Annotated in this window: 17 protein-coding genes; 8 read left to right on the top strand and 9 right to left on the bottom strand. The window is 72.8% G+C overall.

Annotation, left to right across the window (positions count from 1 at the left end; genetic code table 11):
* Positions 1 to 37 precede the first annotated feature (37 nt).
* The 3 genes from EF879_RS14605 (at position 38) to EF879_RS14595 (ending at position 5,423) form a co-directional block, all read left to right on the top strand.
* Complete coding sequence (locus EF879_RS14605; protein WP_233604462.1) at positions 38 to 2,458, top strand: hypothetical protein; 2,421 nt, start codon at positions 38 to 40, stop codon at positions 2,456 to 2,458.
* A 165-nt stretch (positions 2,459 to 2,623) separates the two neighbouring features.
* Positions 2,624 to 3,763, top strand: coding sequence for an AI-2E family transporter (locus EF879_RS14600; protein WP_370375507.1), 1,140 nt, complete (start codon positions 2,624 to 2,626; stop codon positions 3,761 to 3,763).
* A 316-nt stretch (positions 3,764 to 4,079) separates the two neighbouring features.
* Positions 4,080 to 5,423, top strand: coding sequence for a hypothetical protein (locus tag EF879_RS14595; protein WP_123558869.1), 1,344 nt, complete (start codon positions 4,080 to 4,082; stop codon positions 5,421 to 5,423).
* Here the strand turns inward: EF879_RS14595 and EF879_RS14590 are convergent.
* From EF879_RS14590 to EF879_RS14570, 5 genes are all read right to left on the bottom strand, one after another.
* Positions 5,396 to 6,736: a Coenzyme F420 hydrogenase/dehydrogenase, beta subunit C-terminal domain gene (locus EF879_RS14590; protein WP_233604459.1), complete on the bottom strand. Its 1,341-nt coding sequence runs from the start codon at positions 6,734 to 6,736 to the stop codon at positions 5,396 to 5,398. The two genes, EF879_RS14595 and EF879_RS14590, sit on opposite strands and share 28 nt — an antisense overlap.
* Complete coding sequence (locus EF879_RS14585) at positions 6,733 to 8,040, bottom strand: polysaccharide pyruvyl transferase family protein (RefSeq protein ID WP_123558867.1); 1,308 nt, start codon at positions 8,038 to 8,040, stop codon at positions 6,733 to 6,735. The genes EF879_RS14590 and EF879_RS14585 overlap by 4 nt, the downstream gene beginning before the upstream one ends.
* A 73-nt stretch (positions 8,041 to 8,113) precedes the next feature.
* Positions 8,114 to 8,749 carry a PIG-L deacetylase family protein gene (locus EF879_RS14580; RefSeq protein WP_123558865.1) on the bottom strand — a complete coding sequence of 212 codons (636 nt, stop codon included), beginning with the start codon at positions 8,747 to 8,749 and terminating at the stop codon, positions 8,114 to 8,116.
* Positions 8,746 to 9,573, bottom strand: coding sequence for a glucose-1-phosphate cytidylyltransferase (locus tag EF879_RS14575; protein WP_123558863.1), 828 nt, complete (start codon positions 9,571 to 9,573; stop codon positions 8,746 to 8,748). Before EF879_RS14575 ends, EF879_RS14580 begins: the two co-directional genes overlap by 4 nt.
* 43 nt (positions 9,574 to 9,616) lie before the next feature.
* A complete protein-coding gene (locus EF879_RS14570) occupies positions 9,617 to 10,846 on the bottom strand; it encodes a class I SAM-dependent methyltransferase (protein WP_123558861.1) in 1,230 nt (409 codons plus the stop codon).
* A gap of 180 nt (positions 10,847 to 11,026) precedes the next feature.
* Here EF879_RS14570 and EF879_RS14565 point away from each other — a divergent pair, with 180 nt between their 5' ends.
* From EF879_RS14565 to EF879_RS14550, 4 genes are all read left to right on the top strand, one after another.
* Positions 11,027 to 12,067: an NAD(P)-dependent oxidoreductase gene (locus EF879_RS14565; RefSeq protein WP_123558859.1), complete on the top strand. Its 1,041-nt coding sequence runs from the start codon at positions 11,027 to 11,029 to the stop codon at positions 12,065 to 12,067.
* Entirely contained in the window at positions 12,064 to 13,242 is a 1,179-nt protein-coding gene (locus EF879_RS14560; protein WP_123558857.1) for a class I SAM-dependent methyltransferase, read from the top strand. The genes EF879_RS14565 and EF879_RS14560 overlap by 4 nt, the downstream gene beginning before the upstream one ends.
* 12 nt (positions 13,243 to 13,254) lie before the next feature.
* Positions 13,255 to 14,166, top strand: a complete 912-nt coding sequence (locus EF879_RS14555) for a glycosyltransferase family 2 protein (RefSeq protein ID WP_148086443.1) — start codon at positions 13,255 to 13,257, stop codon at positions 14,164 to 14,166.
* A gap of 64 nt (positions 14,167 to 14,230) precedes the next feature.
* Positions 14,231 to 15,820 carry a lipopolysaccharide biosynthesis protein gene (locus EF879_RS14550; RefSeq protein ID WP_123558853.1) on the top strand — a complete coding sequence of 530 codons (1,590 nt, stop codon included), beginning with the start codon at positions 14,231 to 14,233 and terminating at the stop codon, positions 15,818 to 15,820.
* Between the two features lie 33 nt (positions 15,821 to 15,853).
* Here EF879_RS14550 and EF879_RS14545 read toward each other — a convergent pair whose 3' ends face one another.
* The gene (locus tag EF879_RS14545) at positions 15,854 to 16,705 is read right to left on the bottom strand and encodes a helix-turn-helix transcriptional regulator (protein WP_123558851.1); all 852 of its coding nucleotides are present in this window, start codon (positions 16,703 to 16,705) and stop codon (positions 15,854 to 15,856) included.
* A 102-nt stretch (positions 16,706 to 16,807) separates the two neighbouring features.
* Between EF879_RS14545 and EF879_RS14540 the strand changes: the two genes are divergently transcribed.
* Complete coding sequence (locus EF879_RS14540) at positions 16,808 to 17,536, top strand: SDR family oxidoreductase (protein ID WP_123558849.1); 729 nt, start codon at positions 16,808 to 16,810, stop codon at positions 17,534 to 17,536.
* 75 nt (positions 17,537 to 17,611) lie between these two features.
* Here the strand turns inward: EF879_RS14540 and EF879_RS14535 are convergent, their stop codons facing one another.
* From EF879_RS14535 to EF879_RS28830, 3 genes are all read right to left on the bottom strand, one after another.
* Positions 17,612 to 18,226, bottom strand: coding sequence for a DUF4865 family protein (locus tag EF879_RS14535; RefSeq protein WP_123558848.1), 615 nt, complete (start codon positions 18,224 to 18,226; stop codon positions 17,612 to 17,614).
* A 201-nt stretch (positions 18,227 to 18,427) separates the two neighbouring features.
* The gene (locus EF879_RS14530; protein WP_123558846.1) at positions 18,428 to 20,536 is read right to left on the bottom strand and encodes a GDSL-type esterase/lipase family protein; all 2,109 of its coding nucleotides are present in this window, start codon (positions 20,534 to 20,536) and stop codon (positions 18,428 to 18,430) included.
* 165 nt (positions 20,537 to 20,701) lie between these two features.
* Positions 20,702 to 22,147 (bottom strand): PKD domain-containing protein, encoded by a 1,446-nt coding sequence (locus EF879_RS28830; protein ID WP_370375506.1) that lies wholly within the window; start codon positions 22,145 to 22,147, stop codon positions 20,702 to 20,704.
* Positions 22,148 to 22,210 lie beyond the last annotated feature (63 nt).

Genomic DNA, 22,210 nt, shown 5'->3' with positions numbered 1-22,210 from the left:
TGCCGCAGAACAGGGCGGCGCGTGTGAGGATGGGAGCATGTCGTACGGCGAGGACTTGTTCGCCCTGGACAGGGACGTGGCCACGGAGCCGAGCTTCGAGTTGGCCCTCCGGGGCTACGACAAGAAGCAGGTGGACCGGTACGTCGCCGAGGCCGAGAAGGATATCGCCCGGCTCGCGGCGCAACGGGAACAGGCGTACGCCCAGATTCACAATCTGGCCGGCCAGGTCGAGGCGCTCCAGCGCGACCTGGCGAACCTGCGGCGACAGGTCGGCGTCGTGGACCGGGCGTCCTTCCGGCATCTGGGGCCCGTCGTCGAACAGATCCTCACCCTCGCCGAGGAACAGGCCGAGATCATCCAGCGCGAGGCGACGCAGGAGTTCGAGGCGCGCCGGGCCGAGGCGGAGCAGATCCTCGAGGACGCCCGTCAGCAGGCCGCCGAGGCGCTCCGCGACTTCGAACTGGCGCTCGCCGCCCGCAGGGCGGAGGAGGAGAAGGTCACCAACGCGCGGCGGGCCGAGGCGGAGGCCGCCGTCGCCGCCGCCGCCGAGGAGGCCGCCCGGCTGCGCGAGGCCGGCCAGGCCGCGCTCGCCAAGGCCCAGCAGGAGGCCTCCGAGCTGCGCAACCGCGCCGCGGAGGAGGCGAACCGGCTGCGCGAGGCGAGCCACGCCGCCCACGCCAAGGCGTTGCAGGAGGCCAAGCAGATCCGGGACACCGCCGCCCAGGAGGCCGCCCGGCTCACCGAACGAACCACCCGGGAGGCGCAGGAGCTCACCGAGCGGACCAGCCGGGAGGCCGAGCAGGTCGTCGAGCGTGCCCGACAGGAGTCGATCAGGCTGCGGCACGCGGCCCAGCAGGAGGCGACCCGGTTGCGGGACGCCGCCCAGCAGGAGGCGACCCGGCTCCGCGAGGCCGGCCAGGCCGCCCACGCCAAGGCCCAGCAGGAGAGCCAGCGCCTCCTCGACACCGCACGGCAGGAGGCCGACCGGATCATCGGGCTCGCCCGGCAGGAGGCCGACCAGCTCCGCGAGGCCGGCCAGGGGGCGTACGCGAAGGCGAAGCACGAGGCGACCCAGCTCCGCGAGGCGGGCCAGGCCGCGCACACCCGGGCCACCCAGGAGGCGAAGCGGATCACCGAGGAGACCGAGGAGTTCGTCCGGCGGTCCCGGGCCGAGGTCGAGGAGTACGCGCGGAAGGTCCGGGCGGAGACCCAGGCGGAGCTGGGCGCCTGGCGGGCCGGGGTCGAGCAGGAGATCAACCGGCGCACCGCCGCCGCCGAACACGAGATCGCCGCCCAGCGCGAGGCGGCCCAGCGGGAGCTGGAGGCGGGTCGAGCCGCGCTCGAGGAGGAACTGAACGCGTACCGCGCGGGGGCGGAGCGCGAGTTCGAGCAGCGCAGATCCGAGCTGGAGCAGGAGTACCAGGAGCGGCAGGCGGAGCTGGAGCGGACCTACCAGACCCGACTGGCGGAGCTGGAGCGGGAGTACGAGCAGCGGCGCGCGGAGATCGAGGGCGGCGTCGACGAGCTACACCGGCAGGCGGAGGAGTACGCCGCCCGGGTGCGCCGGGAGGCGGAGGAGCACGCCGCCACCATCCGGCGGGAGGCCGAGGAGCGGCTGACCGAGATGCAGCGGCAGGCCGAGGAGCAGGCCGCGGCCTCACGGCGCCAGTTCGAGGAGTACCTCGCCACCGCGCAGCAGCACCTGGCGACCACCCAGCGGCACCTGGCGACCACCCAGCAGGAGGCGGCGGCCGGGCGGCAGCAGCTGGCCGAGGTCATGCAGGAGCTCGCCGATGCGCAGCAGGCGCTCGCCGACATCCGGCAGGAGACGGTCGCCTCCCGGCAGGAGTCGGAGCGGATCCAGCGGCAGCTGGCCGCGGCCCGGGCACAGCTCGCCGACGAGCAGGCCCGGCTGAGCGGTACCGAGCAGTCGGCGCAGCGGGCCGAGGAGCAGCTGGAGCGGGCCGAACACCAGTTGGCCCAGGCCGAGCCGGCGGTGCAGCAGTTCGTCGAGGCCGCCGTGGAGCAGGCCTCCGCCGACCTGCGGGCGCACGAGGCCCGGCCGTCCCCGGTGACCGGCGGCGTCGAGCCGCCGCTCGAGGGCGAGCCGACGGTGGCGGCGGTGCCCGGTGCCGGCGGCCGGGAGCCGGTGCCCACCACCATCACGAGCACCGGGGACTCCGGCAAGACCGGCGGGAAGCCGACCGTCGAGGACCAGGGCAGCAAGACCAAGGAGGAGCAGGGGACCGGCCCGCTCGCCGCGGAGGAGCCGGCCGCCCGGTCGCGCGACGGCCAGGTCGGCACGGCGACGGAGAGCCCGGCCGCGGCCACACCTCCGGACGGCCAGTCCACCCGGTCGGGGCAGCACCGGTCCGCCGCGCCGAAGGAGACCTCCGGGGCCACGCCCCAAAAGGGCCAGGCCGCGAAGACCCGGACGGTCAGCGTCGACTCGGAGTGACGGTCGGGGACCGCCTCGCCTGCCCGTTAACCTCTGACCAGGGACGACGTCGGGGAGGTCCGGGTGGCGAGCGAGCGTACGGCGGTGGAGGACGACGAGCCACCGGAGGCGGCGACCGCGGCGACCGCAGCGGTCGGCGGGCCGGAGTCCGGACCGGTCGCCGGGATCTCCCCGGACCGTACGGCCGGCCCCGGCCCGGATCCGGAGCACGACCACGGCGACGCTCCGGCGGGCTCCCCCGGCTCGCTCGGTCACCCGGGCCGGTTCGGCCACCTCGGGCAACCGCTGCGGTTCAACCCGTTCCTGACCGGATTCACCTTCGGGCTGGGCGCGCTGCTGGCGTACGCGATCTACCTCGCGGTACGCAACGCGGGATCGGTGCTGATGCTGGTCTTCATCGCGCTCTTCCTCGCGATCGGCCTGAACCCGGCGGTGGCCCGGCTGCGGTCCTGGGGGCTGCCGCGGGGGCTCGCCGTGGCGGCGGTCGCGCTGAGCCTGCTCCTGCTCATCGCCGGTGGCGTCTACGCGCTGGTCCCGCCCCTGATCAGCCAGACCGGTGAGTTCATCGAACAGCTCCCGTCGTACGTCGAGCAGCTCCGCCGCAGCGAGACCGTCAACGAGCTGGTGGTCCAGTACGACCTGGTGGAGCGGATCAAGTCGGCGGCCAGCATGGAGAACGTCAGCCGAGCCCTCGGCGGGGTCTTCGGCGGTGCCCGGTTCGTCTTCGGTGCGATCTTCAACGTGCTGACCGTGCTGATCCTGACCATCTACTTCATGGCCGCCTTCGACCGGCTGCGCGAACTCGGGTACGGCCTGGTTCCGGCGAGCCGCCGTGAGCGGGTCCGGCTGATCGGGGACGCCATTCTTGCCAAGGTCGGGGCGTACCTGGTCGGGGCGCTGGCGATCGCGCTCCTGGCCGGGGTGAGCACGTTCGTGTTCTCGGTGGTCGTCGGGCTGGCCTACCCGTTCGCGCTCGCCGTGGTGGTGGCGATCTGCGACCTCATCCCGCAGATCGGGGCCACCATCGGGGCGATCCTGGTCAGCGTGGTGGGCTTCGCCACCGACGTGCCGACCGGGATCGCCTGCGTGGTCTTCTTCCTGGTCTACCAGCAGCTGGAGAACTACCTGATCTACCCCCGGGTGATGCGCCGCTCCGTCGAGGTCAACGACGTGGCGGCGATCGTCGCGGCGCTGCTCGGGGTGGCGCTGTTCGGGGTGATCGGCGCGTTGGTCGCCATCCCGGCGGTCGCGGCGATCCAACTGGTGCTGCGCGAGGTGGTGCTACCCCGACAGGACCTCCGCTGAGGCCCGTCGGCGGTCAGGCGCCGGGGCGTACCCGAGGCGGAGCTGCCGGCGTGGCCCCGGCCGCGCGACCGCATCTGTCCGCAATCCGTCTGAATCGAGAATTGTAATCACTTAAACGCGCCTTGTAATATTCCCTCGGGGTCAACATATCGCACGCTTCCGGGCCGCACCCCTTCTGAGCAGGGCAGCATGCCTCGGGCGCGGCGATCACGCCGGCTGAAGCGGGCTGGTGACGCCCGGTGGGTATCGGCGTGGGCGACCTCGACGGGGACGGCTGGGCCAAGCCGGTGTGTGACACGCCCGTGGGGGGATAGCCGTGACTGACACCAACACCACGAACGCGACCGAACCACCGAACCCCCTGCCGGTCCCGGGCCGGCGCCGCCGCCGGATCCTGCTGGCCGGGGCGTTCGGCCTCACCCTCGCCATCCTCGCCGTCAGCGGCTACCTGGTGCTGACGGTGACAGGCCACCCGGTCCGGACGGCGCCGCTCGTGCTCGACCAGCCCGAGTCGGTCTTCTGGGGGCAGACGGTCGACCGTCCGATCGAGGTCGCCGCCAACAACATCACCATCCGAGACGTGACGATCCGCGCCGGCGGTCGGGCCGCCGTCGTGATCCGCCCCGGGGTGACCGGCACCCTGCTGGAGGAGACCACCATCCAGTGCACCTCGGCCGGGACCGACGGCATCGTCCCCGGCGGTTACTCCGCGCTGCGGGTCCGGGTCAACGGCTGCCGCCAGGCGTTCGGGCAGCACGAGGGGAACCTCGCCACCATCGTGGACTCGGAGCGGGACGGCCGGCCGTACCCGGGCGGGGTGCCGGCGAGCCCGACCGGACCGGTCGGCCCGACTCCGGACCCGGCGGCGGCCGAGCAGATGGCGAACGAGCCGGTGTACGCCCCGGCCCAGACCCCGCCCACCCCGATCACCTACTGGCCGAGCGCGGCGAACACCGGCGTACCGCCCGGCACCACACTGCGCAACTCCGGCTCGCTCAGCCTCCGCACCGCCGGCCAGGTGGTCAGCGGGCTCAACATCGTCGGCTGTGTCACCGTCGCCGCCGCCAACGTCCAGATCCTCCGGTCCCGGATCACCTGCAACAGCCCCACGTACTCGATCCGGACCCTGACCGGGGCGAGCAACCTGCTCGTTCAGGACGTCGAGATCAACGGCATGGGCCAGAACTCGGCCTCGGTCTGCTGCGGCGACTACACGCTCAACCGGGTGAACATCTACAACATGATCGACGGCCCGCGGCTGAGCAGCAACACCCGGGTGACCAACTCCTACATCCACAGCCTCGCCCGGGTCGCCAGCTCGCACAACGACGTCCTGCAGAGCACCGGCGGATCCAACATCGTGATCCGGCACAACACCCTGTTGTCGTACAACCCGACCACGAACGACCCGTTCAACTCCTGCCTCACGATCGGCTCCGAGACCGCGCCGACGCTGACCAACCTCACCTACGAGGACAACTACTGCAACGGCGGCAACTACTCGATCGGGATCAGTCCCCGGCTGGTCGGCTCCAACATCGTCTTCCGCAACAACAAGTTCGGCCGCGACTACCGCTACGGCGTCGTCTCGGGCCGGGACCGCGCCGGGGTGTCCTGGCAGGCGACGAACGTCTACTTCGACAACGGCCGCCCGGTCTGACCGAGGTGTGAGCCGTGCCGGGCCGGTTCCGGGGCCGGCGGAGCCACCTCCGGGTACGGCACCAGCGCTGCCGGTTCCCGGAGCCGCTTGCGCCGGATCCGGCGCAGCGTGCCGACGGTCGAGCGAAGCTTCTCGGCGAGCGACAGGTGCCGCCACCAGATGCCGGCCATCGGCAGGTGCCGGAACCGGGGTGCGGGCAGCCCGGCCGCCCGCAGCGTCGCCACCCGCCCCCACACCGCGCCCCGGGCGCCGAGCAGGTTCGGCTGTGAGGCCGGCAGGACCGCCGGAGCCACCGGGGTCAGCACCAGCGCCCCGGCTGCGATCGCCGCCTCGACCAGCCGCACGCCCCGCTCGGTCCGAGCCAGCACCAGCGACCGGCCCGGGTCGTCGCCGGTCGGCCGGTACCACGGATCGCCGACCGCGACGTCGGCGAACTCACCGGTGTGGTCCGGGCAGAGGTAGCAGCGCCACTGCCGGTGCTTCTGGAGGATGTCGCCCCAGGACTCCGCGTAGCTCAGTTCCCGCCGCCGCTCCGGCGGGTCGTCGCGCAGCCGGGCTCGGGCCTGGCCGGGCCACCCGTTTCCCCGGTAGTGCACCGACTCCAGCATGGTCGGGTCGTCGACCCCCAGCCGCGCCAGCATCTCCAGGGTGCCGCGGGTGGTCGGGGTACCGGCGCAGAAGACCGCGATGGTGAGCCCGATTCGGGCGTCCAGCTCCGGCCGCAGCCGCCGGACCATCCGGACCGCCGCCACGTCGCAGGGCTTACCGATGAAGACACACGGGCCCTCGGCGTGCTCGATGAGGTCGAGGCGGTCGCACGGACTCGCCGGGGCGTACCGGGAGCCGGCGCCGGCCAGCAGCTGGGCCGGGGTCCGGGAGAGCCGGGTCTCGTTCAGGTACGGCACATCGGACCGGGCGCCGACATGCAGCACTCCGGCCATCCCCGCCTCGGTCAGGCAGTACCCGGCCAACGCGGTCGCCACCCCGCCGCTGGAGCCGGCGTACCGGACCGCCGGGTCGGCGGCGTACCCCTCCCAGATCGCCCGGACCGGTCCCCAGGCCGCCCGCAGCTCGGCGACCTCACCCGGGGCCGGCCGGCTGGTCTCGTGCCCCAGCCCCGCCCCCGGGCAACAGCGGAGCGCCGCGGCCGCGTCCGGCCCGCGCCCGGCCGGGACGATCGGCAGCGGACGCCGGCCGTGGTCGAGGACGTCGACCATCCGCACCTCGGTCGGGGCCAGGTAGGCGCAGACGCCGCAGCCGGTGCAGAGCTTGCCCGACGCCACGTCGTGCACGTCTCGGAGCCGGCGCCTCACCGCGCCCCCACCGTGGTCCGCCGCTCGCGCTCGGCCCGGGCCACCGCGACGATCTCGTCCATCTGGGCGGCGGCGCGGGCGACCGCGGCCGGGGTCCGCACCGCCAGCTCGGCGGCGGCCTGCTCCCGCTCCGTCCAGGAGCGCCAGAGCGTGTCGAGCAGCGCGTCGTCGTCCAGTCGGCGGGCGTCCGCGACGTGCCGCTGCTGTCCCACACTGGCGAAGACGCCCCGCGCCTTGTCGCTGTACGCCACGATCGCCGCCGGTACTCCCGAGGAGAGCGCCGCGATGGTGGCGTGCATCCGCATCCCGCAGAACCAGCTGGTCCGAGCGATGACCCACTTCGTCTGGTGCGGGTCCAGGCCGGCCGGGGAGAGCGCGACCCGGTCGCCGTACCGGGTGGCGAGGGTGGCGTAGAGCCGCTCGCTGGCCTCGCGGTCGTCGTCGTCACCGCCCGGGGTGAGGACGTGCGGCACGATGATCACCCGATGGTCGGCGCCGTCGAGCAGGCGCCGGCAGAGCCGCTCGGCGACCCGGTGACTCTCCCCGGCCAGTCCGAACCGCGCCCGCCCCTCCGGCCGGGTGATCAGACCGCTGATGTTGATCCCGGCGACCGGCCCCGGCGCCGCCGCGAACCACCCGCTCAGCCACTGGTACGCCGGCTCGTCCGGCGGCCGGGGTTCCAGGCCGAAGGCGACGTCGACCCCCTCCCGGTGCCGGGCCGGGTCGAGGTCCGGGCCGAGCAGGTCGGCCAGCGCCGCGTAGCTGTCCGGGTCCCGGGCCCAGGCCATGGTCGCGCCCCGGGCCAGCGCCGCCGCCTCGGAGCGCAGTCGGGCCGCCCGGAACGGCCCGTACGTCTGCGGCAGCAGCACCAACGGCCGGCGCCGCAGCAGGGTGAGCCGCTTCGGCCAGGCCACCGTCCGAAACCGGTGCTCGCCGTAGATGTCGCTGAAACTGTCTCCGCCGCTGACGTCGAGGACCAGGTCGGCGGCGTCGATCCGGGCCAACCCGGCGTTGCCGAGTCCGCCGAGGGCGGCGCTGATCCGCATGTTCAGGTACGACTCCGGCCGGTGGTAGCGACGCGAGTTCCGCGCACCGGCCAGCGAGATCGGCACCGGACGGCCACCGACGAAGGTGTGCCCCCGGCGCTGTCCCCAGCCGTCGTCGAAGACGGTGATGTCGGCGTCCGGTTCCCGGGCCAGCAGCCCGGCCAGGGTCGCGGCCCGCAGCGCGCCGACGCCGAGGTTGAGGTTCGCCCCGGGTACGCCGAACAGGCAGGCCGTCAGGGGCCGGCTCGGCTCGGTCATGCCGCCTCCTCGCTCCGCTCGTCACCGCCATGGCGGACCCGGCTGAACCCGCCGATGACCTCGCTCCGCTCGGTCACAATCCGATCACCGCCTTCTCGCACCGGAACGCCTCGGCGTACCGGGACCGGCACTCCATCCCCCGCAGCCGGGCAAGCCCCCGGAACACCTCGTCGTCCCACCAGTCCCGCCCCTGCTGCGACGGGTAGCAGGCGTGCAGCAGCTCGACCTTGCGACGCACCCGCTCCTCGGACAGCGGCAGATAGACGTTGCGCCGTCCGAGGTCCCCGTCCCACTTGGGGATCTCGTAGTACAACACCGTGGCGTCCCGAAACGACGTGGGCACGAGGGCACCGAGCGTGCGGTGGTCCTGGTGCGCGTCGTCCGGGCCGGGGGCGAGGACCAGGTCGGCGGCGACGGTCGCGGCTGCCGCCTCGACGATCTGCTTCGCCTCCGCCCACCGGGCCGGCACCCGGCCGTCCGGCAGGTCGTGCAGGTCGAAGCTGAGCCGGGCGTCGGGGAGGAACGCGGCCGCCGCCGCCCGCGCCTCGGCCCGCCGCCGCGGCGAGCCGGTCAGAAGGACGTAGTGGACGCGCAGCCCCGGCACCTCGGCGAGGGTGAGCAGCAGCCCGCCCGCCCCGATCTCGATGTCGTCCGGGTGCGCCCCGAGCAGCACCACCGCGCGTACCGCGTCCAGCCGCAGCGGCGTCATCCGGCGAGGACCGGTTCCAGGGTGGCCGGGGCCCGGTCCCGGTTGCGGTTCGGATCCCAGAGCATCCAGGGGCAGCGCGCGGAGTGGTACAGATCCTCCAGCTCGGCCCGGTCCTTGAAGGTGTCGGCGGCTCGCCAGAATCCGGTGTAGCGCTGGGCGACCAGCCGCCGCTGCGGCAGCAGCCGCTCGAAGGCGTGCGGCACCAGGTCCTCGCCCTCCCGGAGCACGGAGAAGATCTCCGGTCGGAGGATGAAGTAGCCGCCGTTCTCCCACTGCATCAGCTCGCGGATGGGGCGTACCCGGGTCACCTGGTCCCCGGCGGTGATGTCGACGACGTGGTGGGTCGACTGCACCGGCACGGCGAGCATGCTCGCCACCGCGTCGGTACGCCGGAACCGGTCGATCATCTCGGGCAGCGGGGCGTCGGTGAGGGTATCGGCGTAGTTGGCCAGGAACATCTCCTCGTCCTCGACGTACCGGCGGACCCGCATCAGCCGCTCGCCGATGGTGGCGCCGAGCCCGGTGTCGATGAAGGTGATGTTCCAGTTGGTGATGTCGGCGGAGAAGAGCCGGATGTTCCGGCCGTCCATGGCGAGGCTGAAGTCGTTGGAGAGGGTCTCGTCGTACCGGAGGAAGTAGTCCTTGACCGCGACGGCACCGTAGCCGAGGCAGAGGACGAAGTCGGTGTGCCCGAAGTGCGCGTAGTACCGCATGACGTGCCAGAGCAGCGGCCGGTCGCCGATCATCGCCATCGGCTTCGGCGCCGAGGCGGCGTCCTCCCGCATCCGCATGCCGAGACCGCCGCAGAAGAGCACGACCTTCATCGGGACACCGCCCGAGGGTGGTGGGTCGGCCGGACGTCACGCATCAGACCACCTCCAGGGCAGGAATCGGGAAGACCAGCCGACCTCCCCAGTCGCGGACGTAGGCCAACTGGGCGCTGATCTCGGTACGCAGGTTCCAGGGCAGGACCAGGACGTAGTCGGGACGGTCCGCGGCGATCCGCTCCGGCGCGTGGATCGGGATGTGGGTCCCGGGCAGGAAGAGGCCCTGCTTGTGCGGGCTCCGGTCGACCGTGTACTCCAGCAGGTCGGAGCGGATCGCGCAGTGGTTGAGCAGCGTGTTGCCCTTGCCGGGGGCGCCGTAGCCCACCACCCGCCGCCCCTGGGCCCGGGCGGTCAGCAGGAACTCCAGCAGCGCCCGCTTGATGTCCAGGACCGCGTCGGCGAATCCGAGGTGCCCGGCGACGGTGTGCAGCCCGGCCTCGGCCTCGGCGTCCAGCACCGACTTGACGTTGCCGGAGGGCTCGCCCGCCGCGGCGGCCGGACGGGCGTGCACCCGCAGCGAGCCGCCGTGCGTGGAGAGTTCGTCCACGTCGACCACGATCAGGCCGGCGGTGCCGAGCGCCCGCTGGGCCGTCCGCAACGTCAGGTACTGGTAGTGCTCGTGGTAGATCGTGTCGAACTGACGACGTTCGATCAGCCGAAGCAGGTGCGGGAACTCGCAGGTGACCAGGCCGGTCGGCTTGACCAGCGCGGCGAGTCCGGCGGTGAAGCCGATCAGGTCGGGTACGTGGGCGTAGACGTTGTTGGCGACCACCAGGTCGGCCTGGCCGTACCGGTCGGCCAGCTCGGCCCCGGTCTCGGCACCGAGGAACCGCACCTCGGTCCGGATACCCCGGCTCCGGGCCACCTCGGCGATGTTGGCGGCCGGCTCGACGCCAAGCACCGGGACGCCCCGGGCCACGAAGTGTTGCAACAGGTAGCCGTCGTTGCTGGCCACCTCGGTCACCAGCGAGTCGGACCCCAGGCCGAGCGTCTCGGTCATCGTGTCGGCGTACCGGCGGGCGTGCGCGACCCACGAGTCCGAATAGGAGGAGAAATAGGCGTAGTCGGAGAATATCTCCTCACCGGAGACATACGCCGGAAGTTGGACGAGCAGGCACTGGGAACAGATCCGGACGTGCAGGGGATAGAACGTCTCGGGCGAATCGAGCCGCTCGGCGGGGAGATAGCTCTCGCAGAGCGGTGACATGCCGAGATCGACAAAGGTTTCGGTCAATATCGCGGCGCACAGTCGACATTTGGCAACGGTCATGCCCACCCACCCCGATTTGATCGGAATAAACGGGCGCGGCACCCGCCCGCCTGCGCGCCACGCTAGCCACGGGCGCGGCGGGGCGGGGGTGGTTCAGTAAAAAGTCCGACAATAGTCCGCCGCGTCGATGGGCCGCCCATAAACTCGCCTTCTCACCCGCGCGACGACGGGAGCCTTGCCGTGCGCGTTCTCGTGACCGGTCACCATGGTTACCTCGGCGGCGTACTCACCCCCCTGCTTCGCGCCGCTGGGCACGAGGTAACCGGTTTGGACACCGACTACTACCGCGACTGCCTGCTCGGTCCGCCACCGGCCGAGATCCCGACGCTCCGGATGGACCTGCGGGACGTCACGCCCGAGCACTGCGCCGGCTTCGACGCGGTCTGCCATCTGGCGGCGCTCTGCAACGACCCGGTCGGCAACCTCAACCCGGAGCTGACGTACGCGATCAACCACGCCGCCACGCTCCGGCTGGCCCGGGCGGCGAAGGCCGCCGGGGTGACCCGCTTCCTCTTCTCCTCGTCGTGCAGCCTCTACGGCGCGGGGCCGGACGACCGGCCGCTCGACGAGAACGCCGACTTCCACCCGCTCACCCCGTACGGCGAGTCGAAGATCCGCGCCGAGCGGGACCTGGCGGCCCTGGCCGACGACGACTTCTCCCCGGTCTTCCTGCGCAACGCGACCGCGTACGGCTTCTCGCCCCGGCTCCGCGGTGACCTGGTGGTCAACGACCTGACCGCGTACGCGCTGCTCACCGGCGAGATCCGGCTGCTCTCCGACGGCTCGGCCTGGCGGCCGCTGGTGCACGTCGAGGACATCGCCGCGGCGTTCCTCGCGCTGCTGGAGGCGCCCCGCGAGGTGGTGCACGGCCGGGCGTACAACATCGGGGTGACCAGCGAGAACTACCTGATCCGGGACGTGGCGGAGCTGGTCGCCGAGGTGGTGCCGGGCTCGACCGTGACAATCGCCGGCGGCGCCTCCGCGGACGCCCGCAACTACCGGGTGAGCTGCGACCGCGTGGCGACGGAGGTGCCGGGTTTCCGGCCCCGGTGGACGGTCCGGAAGGGGATCGAGGAGCTGGTCGAGGCCTACCAGCGGCACGGGCTGACGATCGAGGCGTTCCGCGGCGAGCGGCACCAGCGGCTGCGCCGGATCCGGGCGCTGATCGCGCGCGGCCGGCTCGACGCCGACCTGCGCTGGACGGCGGCGGGGCCGCGGTGACCGGGGTGACCCGCTGCGCCGCCTGCGACCGGCACGACCTCGTCCCCTTCGCCGACCTGGGGGAGATTCCGGTCCGCTGCGGGGTGCACTGGGCCAGCCGGAGCGAGGCGCTGGCGAGCCCGCTCGGCCGGATGCGGCTGGGGCACTGTCCCGGCTGCGGGTACGTCCGCAACCTGGCCTTCGATCCGACCGTTCTGGTCTACGACGCCACCATGGACACCAACCTGCACCACTCCCCCGCCTTCCAGGTCTTCTCGGCGGAACTGGTCAAGCACCTCGCCGAGCGGTACCCGCTGCGCGGCGGCACGGTGCTGGACGTCGGCTGCGGGCAGGGCGAGTTCCTCCGCGAACTGTGCCGCGTCGCCGGGGGCCGGGGGTTCGGCTACGACGCGATGTACGCCGGCCCGGTCGGCCCGGACCCCTCCGGGGCGGTCTTCCACGCCAGCCACGCCCCGCTGGACGACGACACCCCGCCGTTCGACCTGGTCACCTCGCGGCACTGGTTCGAGCACCTCACCGATCCGTACGGCTTCCTGGTCCGGCTGCGGGAACTCGCCGGCGACCGCCGGGTGTACGGCTACCTGGAGGTGCCGGACGCCGGGTACGACCTGGCCACCGCCGGCTGGGAGGTGATCTACCCGCACGTCTCCTACTTCGACGGCTACTCGCTCTGCCGGATCGTGGAGCGGGCCGGCTGGCGGGTGGAGGCGACCGGGCGGCTCTTCTCCGGCATGTTCCGGTTCGTGGAGATCTCGGTCAACGTCACCGGGCCGCGGGCCGGCGCGCGGGAGGCGGCCGGAGCGGCGGATCGGGACCGACACCTCGCCTCGATCGCCGGCTTCGCCGACCGGCACGCCGCCGAGCGGGACCGCTGGCGCGACACCATCGACCGGCTGGTGGCCGGCGGGGACCGGCCGGTGCTCTGGGGGGCCGGCTCGCGCGGGGTGCAGTTCCTGCACCTGGCCGACCCGGACCGGCGGCTCGCCGCCGTGGTCGACGTCAACCCGCGCAAGTGGGGCCGGTTCCTGCCGGTGACCGGGCACGAGGTGACCGCCCCGGAGACCCTCGCCGGGCTCGGCACCCGTGCGGTGATCATCACGAACCCCGCGTACCGGACCGAGATCGACGCCGCACTGCGTCGGCTCGGGGTTTACGCCGAGCTGCTGGTCGCCTGAGTGGAGGCCACGATGGAGCAGCGACCGCCCCGGGTGAGTCTCGGCGTTCCGCTGTACAACGCCGAGCGCTACCTCGAAGACTGCCTCGACGCGATCCTGGCCCAGGACTACGAGGACTTCGAGGTGATCATCAGCGACAACGCCTCGACCGACCGGACCTGGGAGATCTGTCAGCGGTACGCGGCGAAGGATCCGCGGATCCGGCTCTACCGCAATCCCCGCAACTTCGGCGGACACGTCAACTACGCCCGGGTCGTCGAGCTGGCCCGGGGCGAGCTGTTCAAGTGGGTGGCGTACGACGACATCTGCCTGCCGACGTACCTGAGCACCTGCGTCGCCGCGCTGGACGCCGCCGGCCCCCAGGCCGTGCTGGCGTACCCGAAGACCATCCTGATCGACGAGGACGGCGAGGTGATCGGCCCGTACGCCGACCGACTCGACCTGCGCGACCCGCGGCCGTGGCGACGGGTCGCCGGGGTGGCGAAGAACATCAACCTCTGTCACGCCCACTTCGGGGTCTTCCGGATGTCGGCGCTGCGCCGCACCGGGATGATCCGGCCGTTCCTCTCCTCCGACTACACCCTGATCGCCGAGGTGGCGCGGCTCGGCGAGATCCACGAGGTGGCCGAGCCGCTCTTCCTGCGCCGGATGCACGGCGCCTCCACCCGGCAGGCGAAGGACGCCACCCCGGCCTCCGCCGCGACCTGGTTCGGGCCGGCGAAGCGGCGGGTCCGCGCGCCCCGGCTGCGGATGCTCGCCGAGACGCTGCGGACCCTCGCCACCGGCTCCCCGCCGCTGGGGACCCGGCTCAGCTCGGCCGCCGCGTTCCTCGCCACCTGGTGGGCCCGCAGGGTCCGGGTCCGGCTCGGCCGGCTCCGCCGTTGGCTGATCGGGCGGACCAGCACCGCGAGGGGCAGCGCGTGAGTCACCGACGCGTCCCGGGCCGGGGCCGGTTCGGCGGTGGGTCCGGCGACGTGGCGGCGGGGTCATGACCGAGCGGCGCCTCGCCCCGGACGGGTCCGCGTCGGCGGTCGCCACCGACGCGGTGGTGGCACCCGCGCCGCCCCCATCCGCCTCGGCCGGGCCGTCGGGCGGGCCGGAGCGGCCGTCGGGGGGACGGCTCCGCGCGGCGATCGGCTGGTCGTACGTCCTCACCGGCGGCCGGATCGGGTCGTCGATCCTGGTCACCTTCCTGCTCGCCCGGCTCCTCGGGCCGAGCGAGTTCGGCCTGGTCGCGATGGCGACGGTCTTCATCACGGTGGCGCAGACCCTGATCCAGCAGGGGCTGGTCTCCGCGATCGTGCAGCGGGACCGGCTCACCCCGGAGCACCTGGACGGGGCGTTCGTCGTGCTGGTACTGGCCGGGCTCGGCATCGGCCTGCTCACCGCCGCCGCCAGCCCGCTCTGGGCGTGGGTCAACCGGGCACCCGAGCTGACCGTGGTCTGCGTGGCCCTCTCGCCGCTGGTGTTGCTCCAGGGGCTGTCGATCGTGCCGGAGGCGGTGCTCCGTCGGGAGCTGCGCTTCCGCGCGGTGGCGATCCGCACCCTGCTCGCCTCGCTGCTCAGCGGCGCGGTCGGGGTGGTGTTGGCCCTGTTCGGCGCGGGTATCTGGGCCCTGGTCGCGCAGCAACTGGTGAACGCGGCGGTCGGGCTGGTGGTGCTCTGGGCCGTCTGCCCGTGGCGGCCGAGCCGCCGACCGCGGCTGTCCGGGAGCCGCGACCTGCTGGTCTTCTCCGCCCACTCGGCGAACGCCGGGCTCGGGCTGATGCTCAGCTCGAAGGCGGACGTCATCTTCACCGGGCTGTTCTTCGGGCCCGTCGCCACCGGCATCTACCGGCTGGCGGCCCGGCTGCCGGACATGCTGGTCGACGTCACGGTCCGGTCGCTACAGCAGGTGGCGCTCCCCTCGCTCTCCCGACTCCAGCACGACCGCGCCGCGCTGGCCAGGCACCTCAACCAGCTCCAGCACCTCGGCGCGCTGGCCGGGCTCCCGGTGCTCGGCGTACTGGCGGCGACCGCGCATCCGCTGGTCACGCTCCTCGGTCCGCAGTGGGCCGGCACCGAGACGCCGCTGCGGTTGCTCTGCCTCTTCGGCGCGGTCAACGTGTACGGCGTCCTGCTCGGGCCGGCGTTGCAGGCGATGGGGCAGCCGGGCCGGCTCGCCGCGATCCTCTGGACCCGGGGCGTGCTCGGGGTTGCGACCCTGGCCGCGGTCGGTGCCCTGTTCACCGGGCGCAGCGACGTGGCCGAGGCGACCGCGGTGGCACTGGCCGGGATCGGAATGCAGGTCGTGGTGACCGGGCTCTCGGTCTGGGTCACCGTCCGCCGCACGGCCGCTGCGTCGATCACGGCCTTCCTCGCCCCGACGGTGCCGGCGGTGCTGGCCGCGCTCGTCGCCGCGCTGGTCCCCTGGCCGCTCGACCGGCTTCCCCTGGACCCTGGTCCGGTGCCCGACCTGCTCCTCCTCGGCGGCTCGGCCGGGCTGGTCGCCGGGGGGCTGCTCTGGGCCACCGACGCCCGGCTGCGCCGGCTGGTGCGGGCCCGGTTTCCCCGCCGACGGGTCGCCGCGACCGGCTGACCACCCGGCGGCGAGCGCCGGTACGACGGCGGGTCAGCCCCGCTGCGCGGCCGGCCACTCGGGGCCCACCACGCCGAGGAGCTTCAACGCGTCGGCGGACGGACTGCCCGGGGCGGCGGTGTAGATCACCAGCCGCTGCCCGTGCCCGGCCAGTTCCAACACGTCGCGGTTCAGGGCCAGCTCTCCGACCAGGGGGTGGCGCAGGCGGGTGGTGGTGGAGCCCAGCCGTACGCAGACCCGGAACTGCTCCCAACGCCGGGCGAACTCTCCGCTGGCCGCGCGCAGCCGGCTGATCAGCCGGGCGATCCCCGGGTCCTGCGGGTACCGCGCGGCGGCGGCCCGCAGGTCGGCGACGCACTCGTCGGCGAACGCCGAGGTCTGCGGGTCGGCCAGGTCCCGCGCGGCGTGCTCGCGGGTGAAGAGGTTCCAGATCACGTTGCGCTGCTCCGGCGGCCACCGCGCCGGGTCGCCGAGCAGGGCGGCGGCCATCGGGTTCCACGCCAGGAGGTCGTACTTGGCGTCGATGACGTACGCCGGCGTGTCGTCGAGCCGGTCGAGCAGGTGGAGGACGCCGGCCGGCACGTCCGGACTGGGCCCGGTCAGCGGCGCGGGTACCTCGCCGGCCAGGTGGTAGAGGTAGGCCCGCTCGGCCTCGTACAGCCGCAGCGCGCGGGCCAGCGCCGAGAGGACCTGGCGGGACGGGCGGGGGCCCCGGGCCTGTTCGAGCCGGGTGTAGTAGTCCACCGAGATCCCGGCGAGCCCGGCGACCTCCTCCCGACGCAGGCCGGGGGTGCGCCGCCGCGGACCGGGGGTCAGCCCGACGTCGGCGGGGCGAACCCGGGCCCGGCGGCTGCGCAGGAAATCGGCGAGCTGGCGACGGTCCATGCCGCCATCCTCCCCACCAGGCCCGGCCGCAACCAGGGACCGCGAGTCCGAGGTTGAGCCGTGCTCTCCTCAGCGCGGCCGGACCGGCGCAGGGTCGAGGGCATGAGCGGACCGAACATCGCCCTCGTCACGGGAGCCAACAAGGGCATCGGGTACGAGATCGCCCGTGGGCTCGGCGCCACCGGCGCCACGGTGCTGGTCGGGGCGCGCGATCTCGCGCGCGGCATGGTCGCGGCCGAGAAGCTGGTCACCGAGGGGCTGACCGCGGTGGCGGTGGAGCTGAACGTGACCGATCCCGTATCGATCTCGGCCGTCGCGGCCCGGATCGACCGGGAGTACGGCCGGCTGGACATCCTGGTCAACAACGCCGGCGTCCTGCTGGAACGGGGCCAGACGCCCAGCCAGACCCCGGTGGAGCTGCTGGCGCGGACCTACGCCACCAACGTCCTCGGCGTGGTCGCCGTCACCAACGCGCTGCTGCCGCTGATCCGGCGGGCACCCGCCGGGCGGATCGTCAACCTCTCCAGCGGGCGCGGCGCGTTCGCCCTCACCACCGACCCCCACCACCGGTACGCGCAGGCGCCGCTGCTGGGGTACGACTCCTCGAAGAGCGCGCTGAACGCGATCACCGTCGCGTACGCCAACGAGCTGCGCAACACGCCGATCAAGGTGAACGCCGCCGACCCGGGCTTCTGCGCGACGGACCTGAACGGGCACGCCGGACCGCGTACCCCGGCGCAGGGGGCGATCGCGGCGGTACGGCTCGCCACCCTGCCCGCCGACGGCCCGACCGGCGGGTTCTTCAGCGAGGACGGCCCCGAACCGTGGTGACGCCCGCCACGGTGACCTCCGGCGGTGACCCGAACGGTCGCGGGTCGACGGTCCCCGCCCGGGCACGCCGACCGGCTACCAGTGCCGGCCCTCGGGCAGGTGGGCCAGTCCCGGGACGGAGAGGTGCGGCACCGCGTACCGTTCGGTGGCCTCTCCGTCCTGGCCCGCCGCCTCGGACGTCGCCCAGAGCACGAACCGCAGCAGCTGCCAGTGCCGGGGGTCGACGGCGAGGACGGCGGTGTGGACGCCGTCGCGTCCGGCCAGATTCGTCACCTCGGCGATCTCCCGCTCGATCCGCTCCGCCAGGCCGGTACCGGCCGGGTCGGGGTCGGTCGGGACCGGGCCGCGGCGGCTGGTGGCCGTCACCGGTACGGTGTGCCGGGCCGGCCCGGCGAGCGTCGCCACGACCGTCCAGTGCTGGACGACCGGGCGCCCGAAGTCGCGGACGATCGCCTGGAAGCCACCACCGCCGACGAGGAAGTGCGCCATCGCCCCGGTGTCGGACCAGAGGTAGAACGGGGCGTACTGGTTGACCGGCGAGCCGTCGACACCGCGTTCCCGGATCAGGTACGCCTTCAGCCCGAGACCGGCCCGGTCGTCGAAGAGGTGCCCGTACGTGGCGACCCGCCGGCGAATGATCTCCATGTCGTAGTCGGCGGGCAGGGTGATCTCGTACTGCGCGGCGTACATCAGCGGGCTCCCGCGAGGTGGACGGCGCCCCGACCGAGGAAACCGTCCCCGGCCCGGGCGAGGGGTTCGGTCGCGTCGGCGCCCGGGTCGGCACACAGTCGCCCGCGGGGTTCGGCCACCGCCTGTGGGGCGCGAGCACGTCACGATCCCAGATCCGCCGGCCGGTGGTACGGGACGGTTGTCCCAGCCGGCTTCCGCCGGTCACAGCGGACGCCGCACCGCGCCGTTGGTGTTCACCAGCTGACGCCGGTCATTGAGCGCCAGCGCGTACGCCAGGTTCCCGGGCTCGAACGGGTGGAACGACGACTCAAGGTAGCTGAGGACGAGGTCGTTGATCCACGGCTCGACGCCGCACGCGGCGTGCTGGTTGCCCGCGAACCGGCTCATCACCTCACCGGTGAAGGCCACCACGCCGGCGTCGAAGGCGGCCTGCTGGATCACGTTGTTCAGCCGTACGCCGAGCCGCACGATCATCCGCCGTTCGTCGTCGTCGAGCGCCGCGTTGATGGCGATCGGGCAGGGCAGACCCGGCGCGACAAGCTGTGGATAGCCGGCCACGAAGATGTCGGCGCCCGGCGCCCGCAGCCGCAGGTCCCGGTAGAGCAGGCGCAGCCGGTCGTAGAGGTTGTCGATCGCCGCGTTGAGCGCCGGCTCCCGGTGGGTGCACTGCACCGTCGACAGGATGCAGTCCTTCAGCTCCGGAGCGAACCCGACGTCGTTGCCGCCGATCGTCATGGTGATCAGCGTGGGGCCGGGAGCGTGCCACGGGATGCGGCCCTTCTGGTACAGGTCCACGTCGACGGTGGTGGCGCCGGAACAGGCGAGGAGTTCGGGCTGCGGGTCCCAGGGTGCCCTGGCCAGGTAGGCCCAGGTGTTCGGCGAGACGCCGCATTCCTGGTCGGCCTTCGAGTCCTGGTTGCCGATGCCTGCCGAGTAGGAGTCACCCAGCGCGAAGAACCTGGTGTACTGCGGCACACCGGTGGTGCGGATCTCGATGGGCTCCGAGGCCGGCCCCTCCAACACTCCGTTGACCGGCACGACGCGCCAGCGGTACCAGTTTCCGGCGTACAACAGGCCGGGCCTGAACGAGGTCGCGGAAACCGCCCAGGGCAGCCGGGTCCAGGTGTCAGGGTCGCGCGCGAGGTCCATCACCTCGATGTAGTAACCGGTGGCCTCCGGCGTGGCCGTCCACCACAACTGGGATTCGTTGTCGGTGGGGCCGGGCGAGCCGTTCAGCGTCACCTGACCCGGCACCACACCGCCGAACACCGCGCGCGAATGGTTGCCCGGCTGGCCGGTCATCAGCCCCTTGGTCGGCACGAGACGGTAGTCGACCTGGGCACCCGCCAGGCCCTCCGTGGTCCAGGTGGTGTCGGCGACCGGGTACGGCAGCCGGGTGAAGGTCGACTCGTTCGACGGCTTCACGACCCGCTGCTCGATGAGGTAGCCGGTGGCGCCCGGCGTGGCCGACCAGTTGAGCCGGATCGCCCGGTTCAACGACGTGGTGCTCACCGCCGGGCCGACCGACGGCCACGCCACCTCCGTCGGCCCGATGAAGCTGCGGCCGATGCCGACCCGGCTCAGCGCGTTCGCGAACGCCGCCGCGATCCGCGCCTCACCCGTCGAGTTGGGGTGCGTACCGTCCCAGGTGTGTACCGCCGGATCCCAGCCGGGCGGATCGCTGGTGGTCACCACCCTGGAGGCAGAGGTCGACATCGACGCCGCGAGGGCGTCGTAGCGGGCGTTGAGGTCGGCTGTCTCGGCTTGGCTGAGGTACACCTTCTCGAAGATGTCGTAGCGCGAGAGGGTGTGTCCGATCACGATGGTGACCGAGGGGTTTGCCGCGCGCGCGTTGTTGACGAAGGTGCGCATGTCGTCGGCGACCCTCGCCGGGCTGTGCGAGAACCAGATCAGGTCGTTGATGCCGAGCAGGACCAGAACGACCTCGGCACCGGTGCTCGACACCGCGGCCTGGATGGTGTCCTTTTCCAGCGCCACCGGCCGCCCCCACTGCGCGTGGTGGTGCCGGTCGAACGGGTACGGGTAGGTCTGGTCGCCGTGCTGCTCGGTGACGTTGTTGTACAGGTCGGTGCGGTCACCGACGAGGTCGAACGAGACCCCGGCATTCAGCAGATGCTGGTACAGGTGGTAGCGCCAGGTGATGTCGCCCGACGATCCCTGGGTGATCGAGTCGCCGACGATCATGATCCGGAGCGGAGCGGCGGCGAGCACCACTCCGCCGGTGGACAACACCATCGCGAGCACCAACGCCGCGATGAGCCCGGTGCGACGCCAGACCCGGCTCTTCATCGCCGCTTCCTCCCGCCACCGACGAGTGAGTGCATCCAAACACACCGGTGTGGAGGATCCGTGGAAGATCAACAATGTGTGGCCCGCGCGCCGTGACCGCGGATTCCGCGCCGCCGAACAGCTCCAGGCCACGGACCAGCGTTCGAGCCGGGCGGGTGAGAGCCTCTAGCCGGCCGGGGCCGCCCCGACGGTCGCGGCCGGCGGGGTGAAGACGATCGCCCGGCTGTCGGCCAGGACGAGCTGGTTGTAGGAGTACGCCACGGCGTCGGTGCCGGTCGGGTTCTCGATGCCGATCGTCGCCGAGTTGCCCAGTTCCCGGCCGGCGTGCAACCCGGCGTAGTTGAAGACGATCTCACCCCACTCCGAGATCACCACCTGGAAGCTGACCCGGGCCGACCCGGCGCCCTTCAGCCCCAGGTCGCGCCACTCCACCACGAACCGCCGGTCGGGCGTGCCGCCGATGGTCGCGGTTCGGACACTGGAGTCGGCGCGCACCTCCAGGTCGTCCCAGAACGGGTAGAGCGCGGCGTTCGGCGCCGCCGCCTGCGGCAACGGCCGGTTCGTCGGCCACGAGCCACCCGGGTCGGCGAAGGACAGCACGCCGTTGCTGTCCACCCAGGCCCGGCTGTGGACCTGGCCGTAGTACGGCACCGCGAACGGCAACCGGATCTCCCGGGTCACGTTGTCCCCGGCCAGCGGCAGCACGTCGTCGTCGGCCGGGACGTAGGGTCGGCCCGGCTGGGTCGTACAGGTGTAGCCGTAGCTGTCCCCGCAGCTACCGGCGATGCTGTCGTACGTCGCGGTCCAGGTCGCTGCGGTCGCGGGCGCCGTGACCACGTGGGTCGCCGCACCCCCGTCCGACCAACCGACGAAGGTGTACGTCGCCGGGCCGAGGGTCTGCGGTCCGGGTGCGCTGAGCGTGTTGGTGGAGCCGACGATGACCTGCGCGTTGTTCGGGGTGGTGAGGCTGCGGCCGTTCAGGTGGAGTCGAAGCCCGGCCGGCCGGGTGGCCAGCGAGATCCGCACGGTCTGCGGGTCCAGTCGCAGGGTGGTGCTGCCGGTCAGCCCGCCGCCGCCCCGGGCGGTCAGCGTCAGCTCCAGATAGGACGGGTACTCGTGGTCGGGTGCGCGGAAGTCGCCCTCGGTGACCCCGGTCCACTCCCGTACCGGGTGGCTGTGGCAGTTGTCCGGGGTACTGCAGTGCCGCAGGACCAGGTCCCAGGTGAGCGCCGACGCCGGCAGGGCACCCTGCTGCGGGTCGTCGGCGTGACCGCGGAAGTGCACCGACTGGCCGACCGACCAGCGCAGCTCGGCCGTCGGGGTGTCGATCACCGGCACCGGGGCGGCGGTCCCGACCCGGATCAGCACCGTCACGGTGTCGCTGAGCCCGCCGATGTCCACCACCCGCAGCCGCGCCGCGTACGTCCCGACCGCGGCGTACGTGTGGCTCACCGTACGCCCCGTGGCGTCGACGGTGCCGTCTCCGGTGAAGTCCCACTGGTACTCCAGGATGTCCCCCGGGTCCGGATCGGTCGAGCCGACCGCGTCGAACGTGACGGTCAGCGGGGCCTGTCCGCTGGTGGGCGTCGCGGTGGCGACGGCGTGCGGCACCTGGTTGCCGGAGTTGTGGTGGAACCGGCGCACCGTGCCGCCGGTGAGGTCGACGTAGTAGAG

Source organism: Micromonospora sp. HM5-17, from assembly GCF_003762835.1.
GTDB lineage: Bacteria > Actinomycetota > Actinomycetes > Mycobacteriales > Micromonosporaceae > Plantactinospora.
This window is presented reverse-complemented; position numbering and strand designations above follow the sequence as displayed.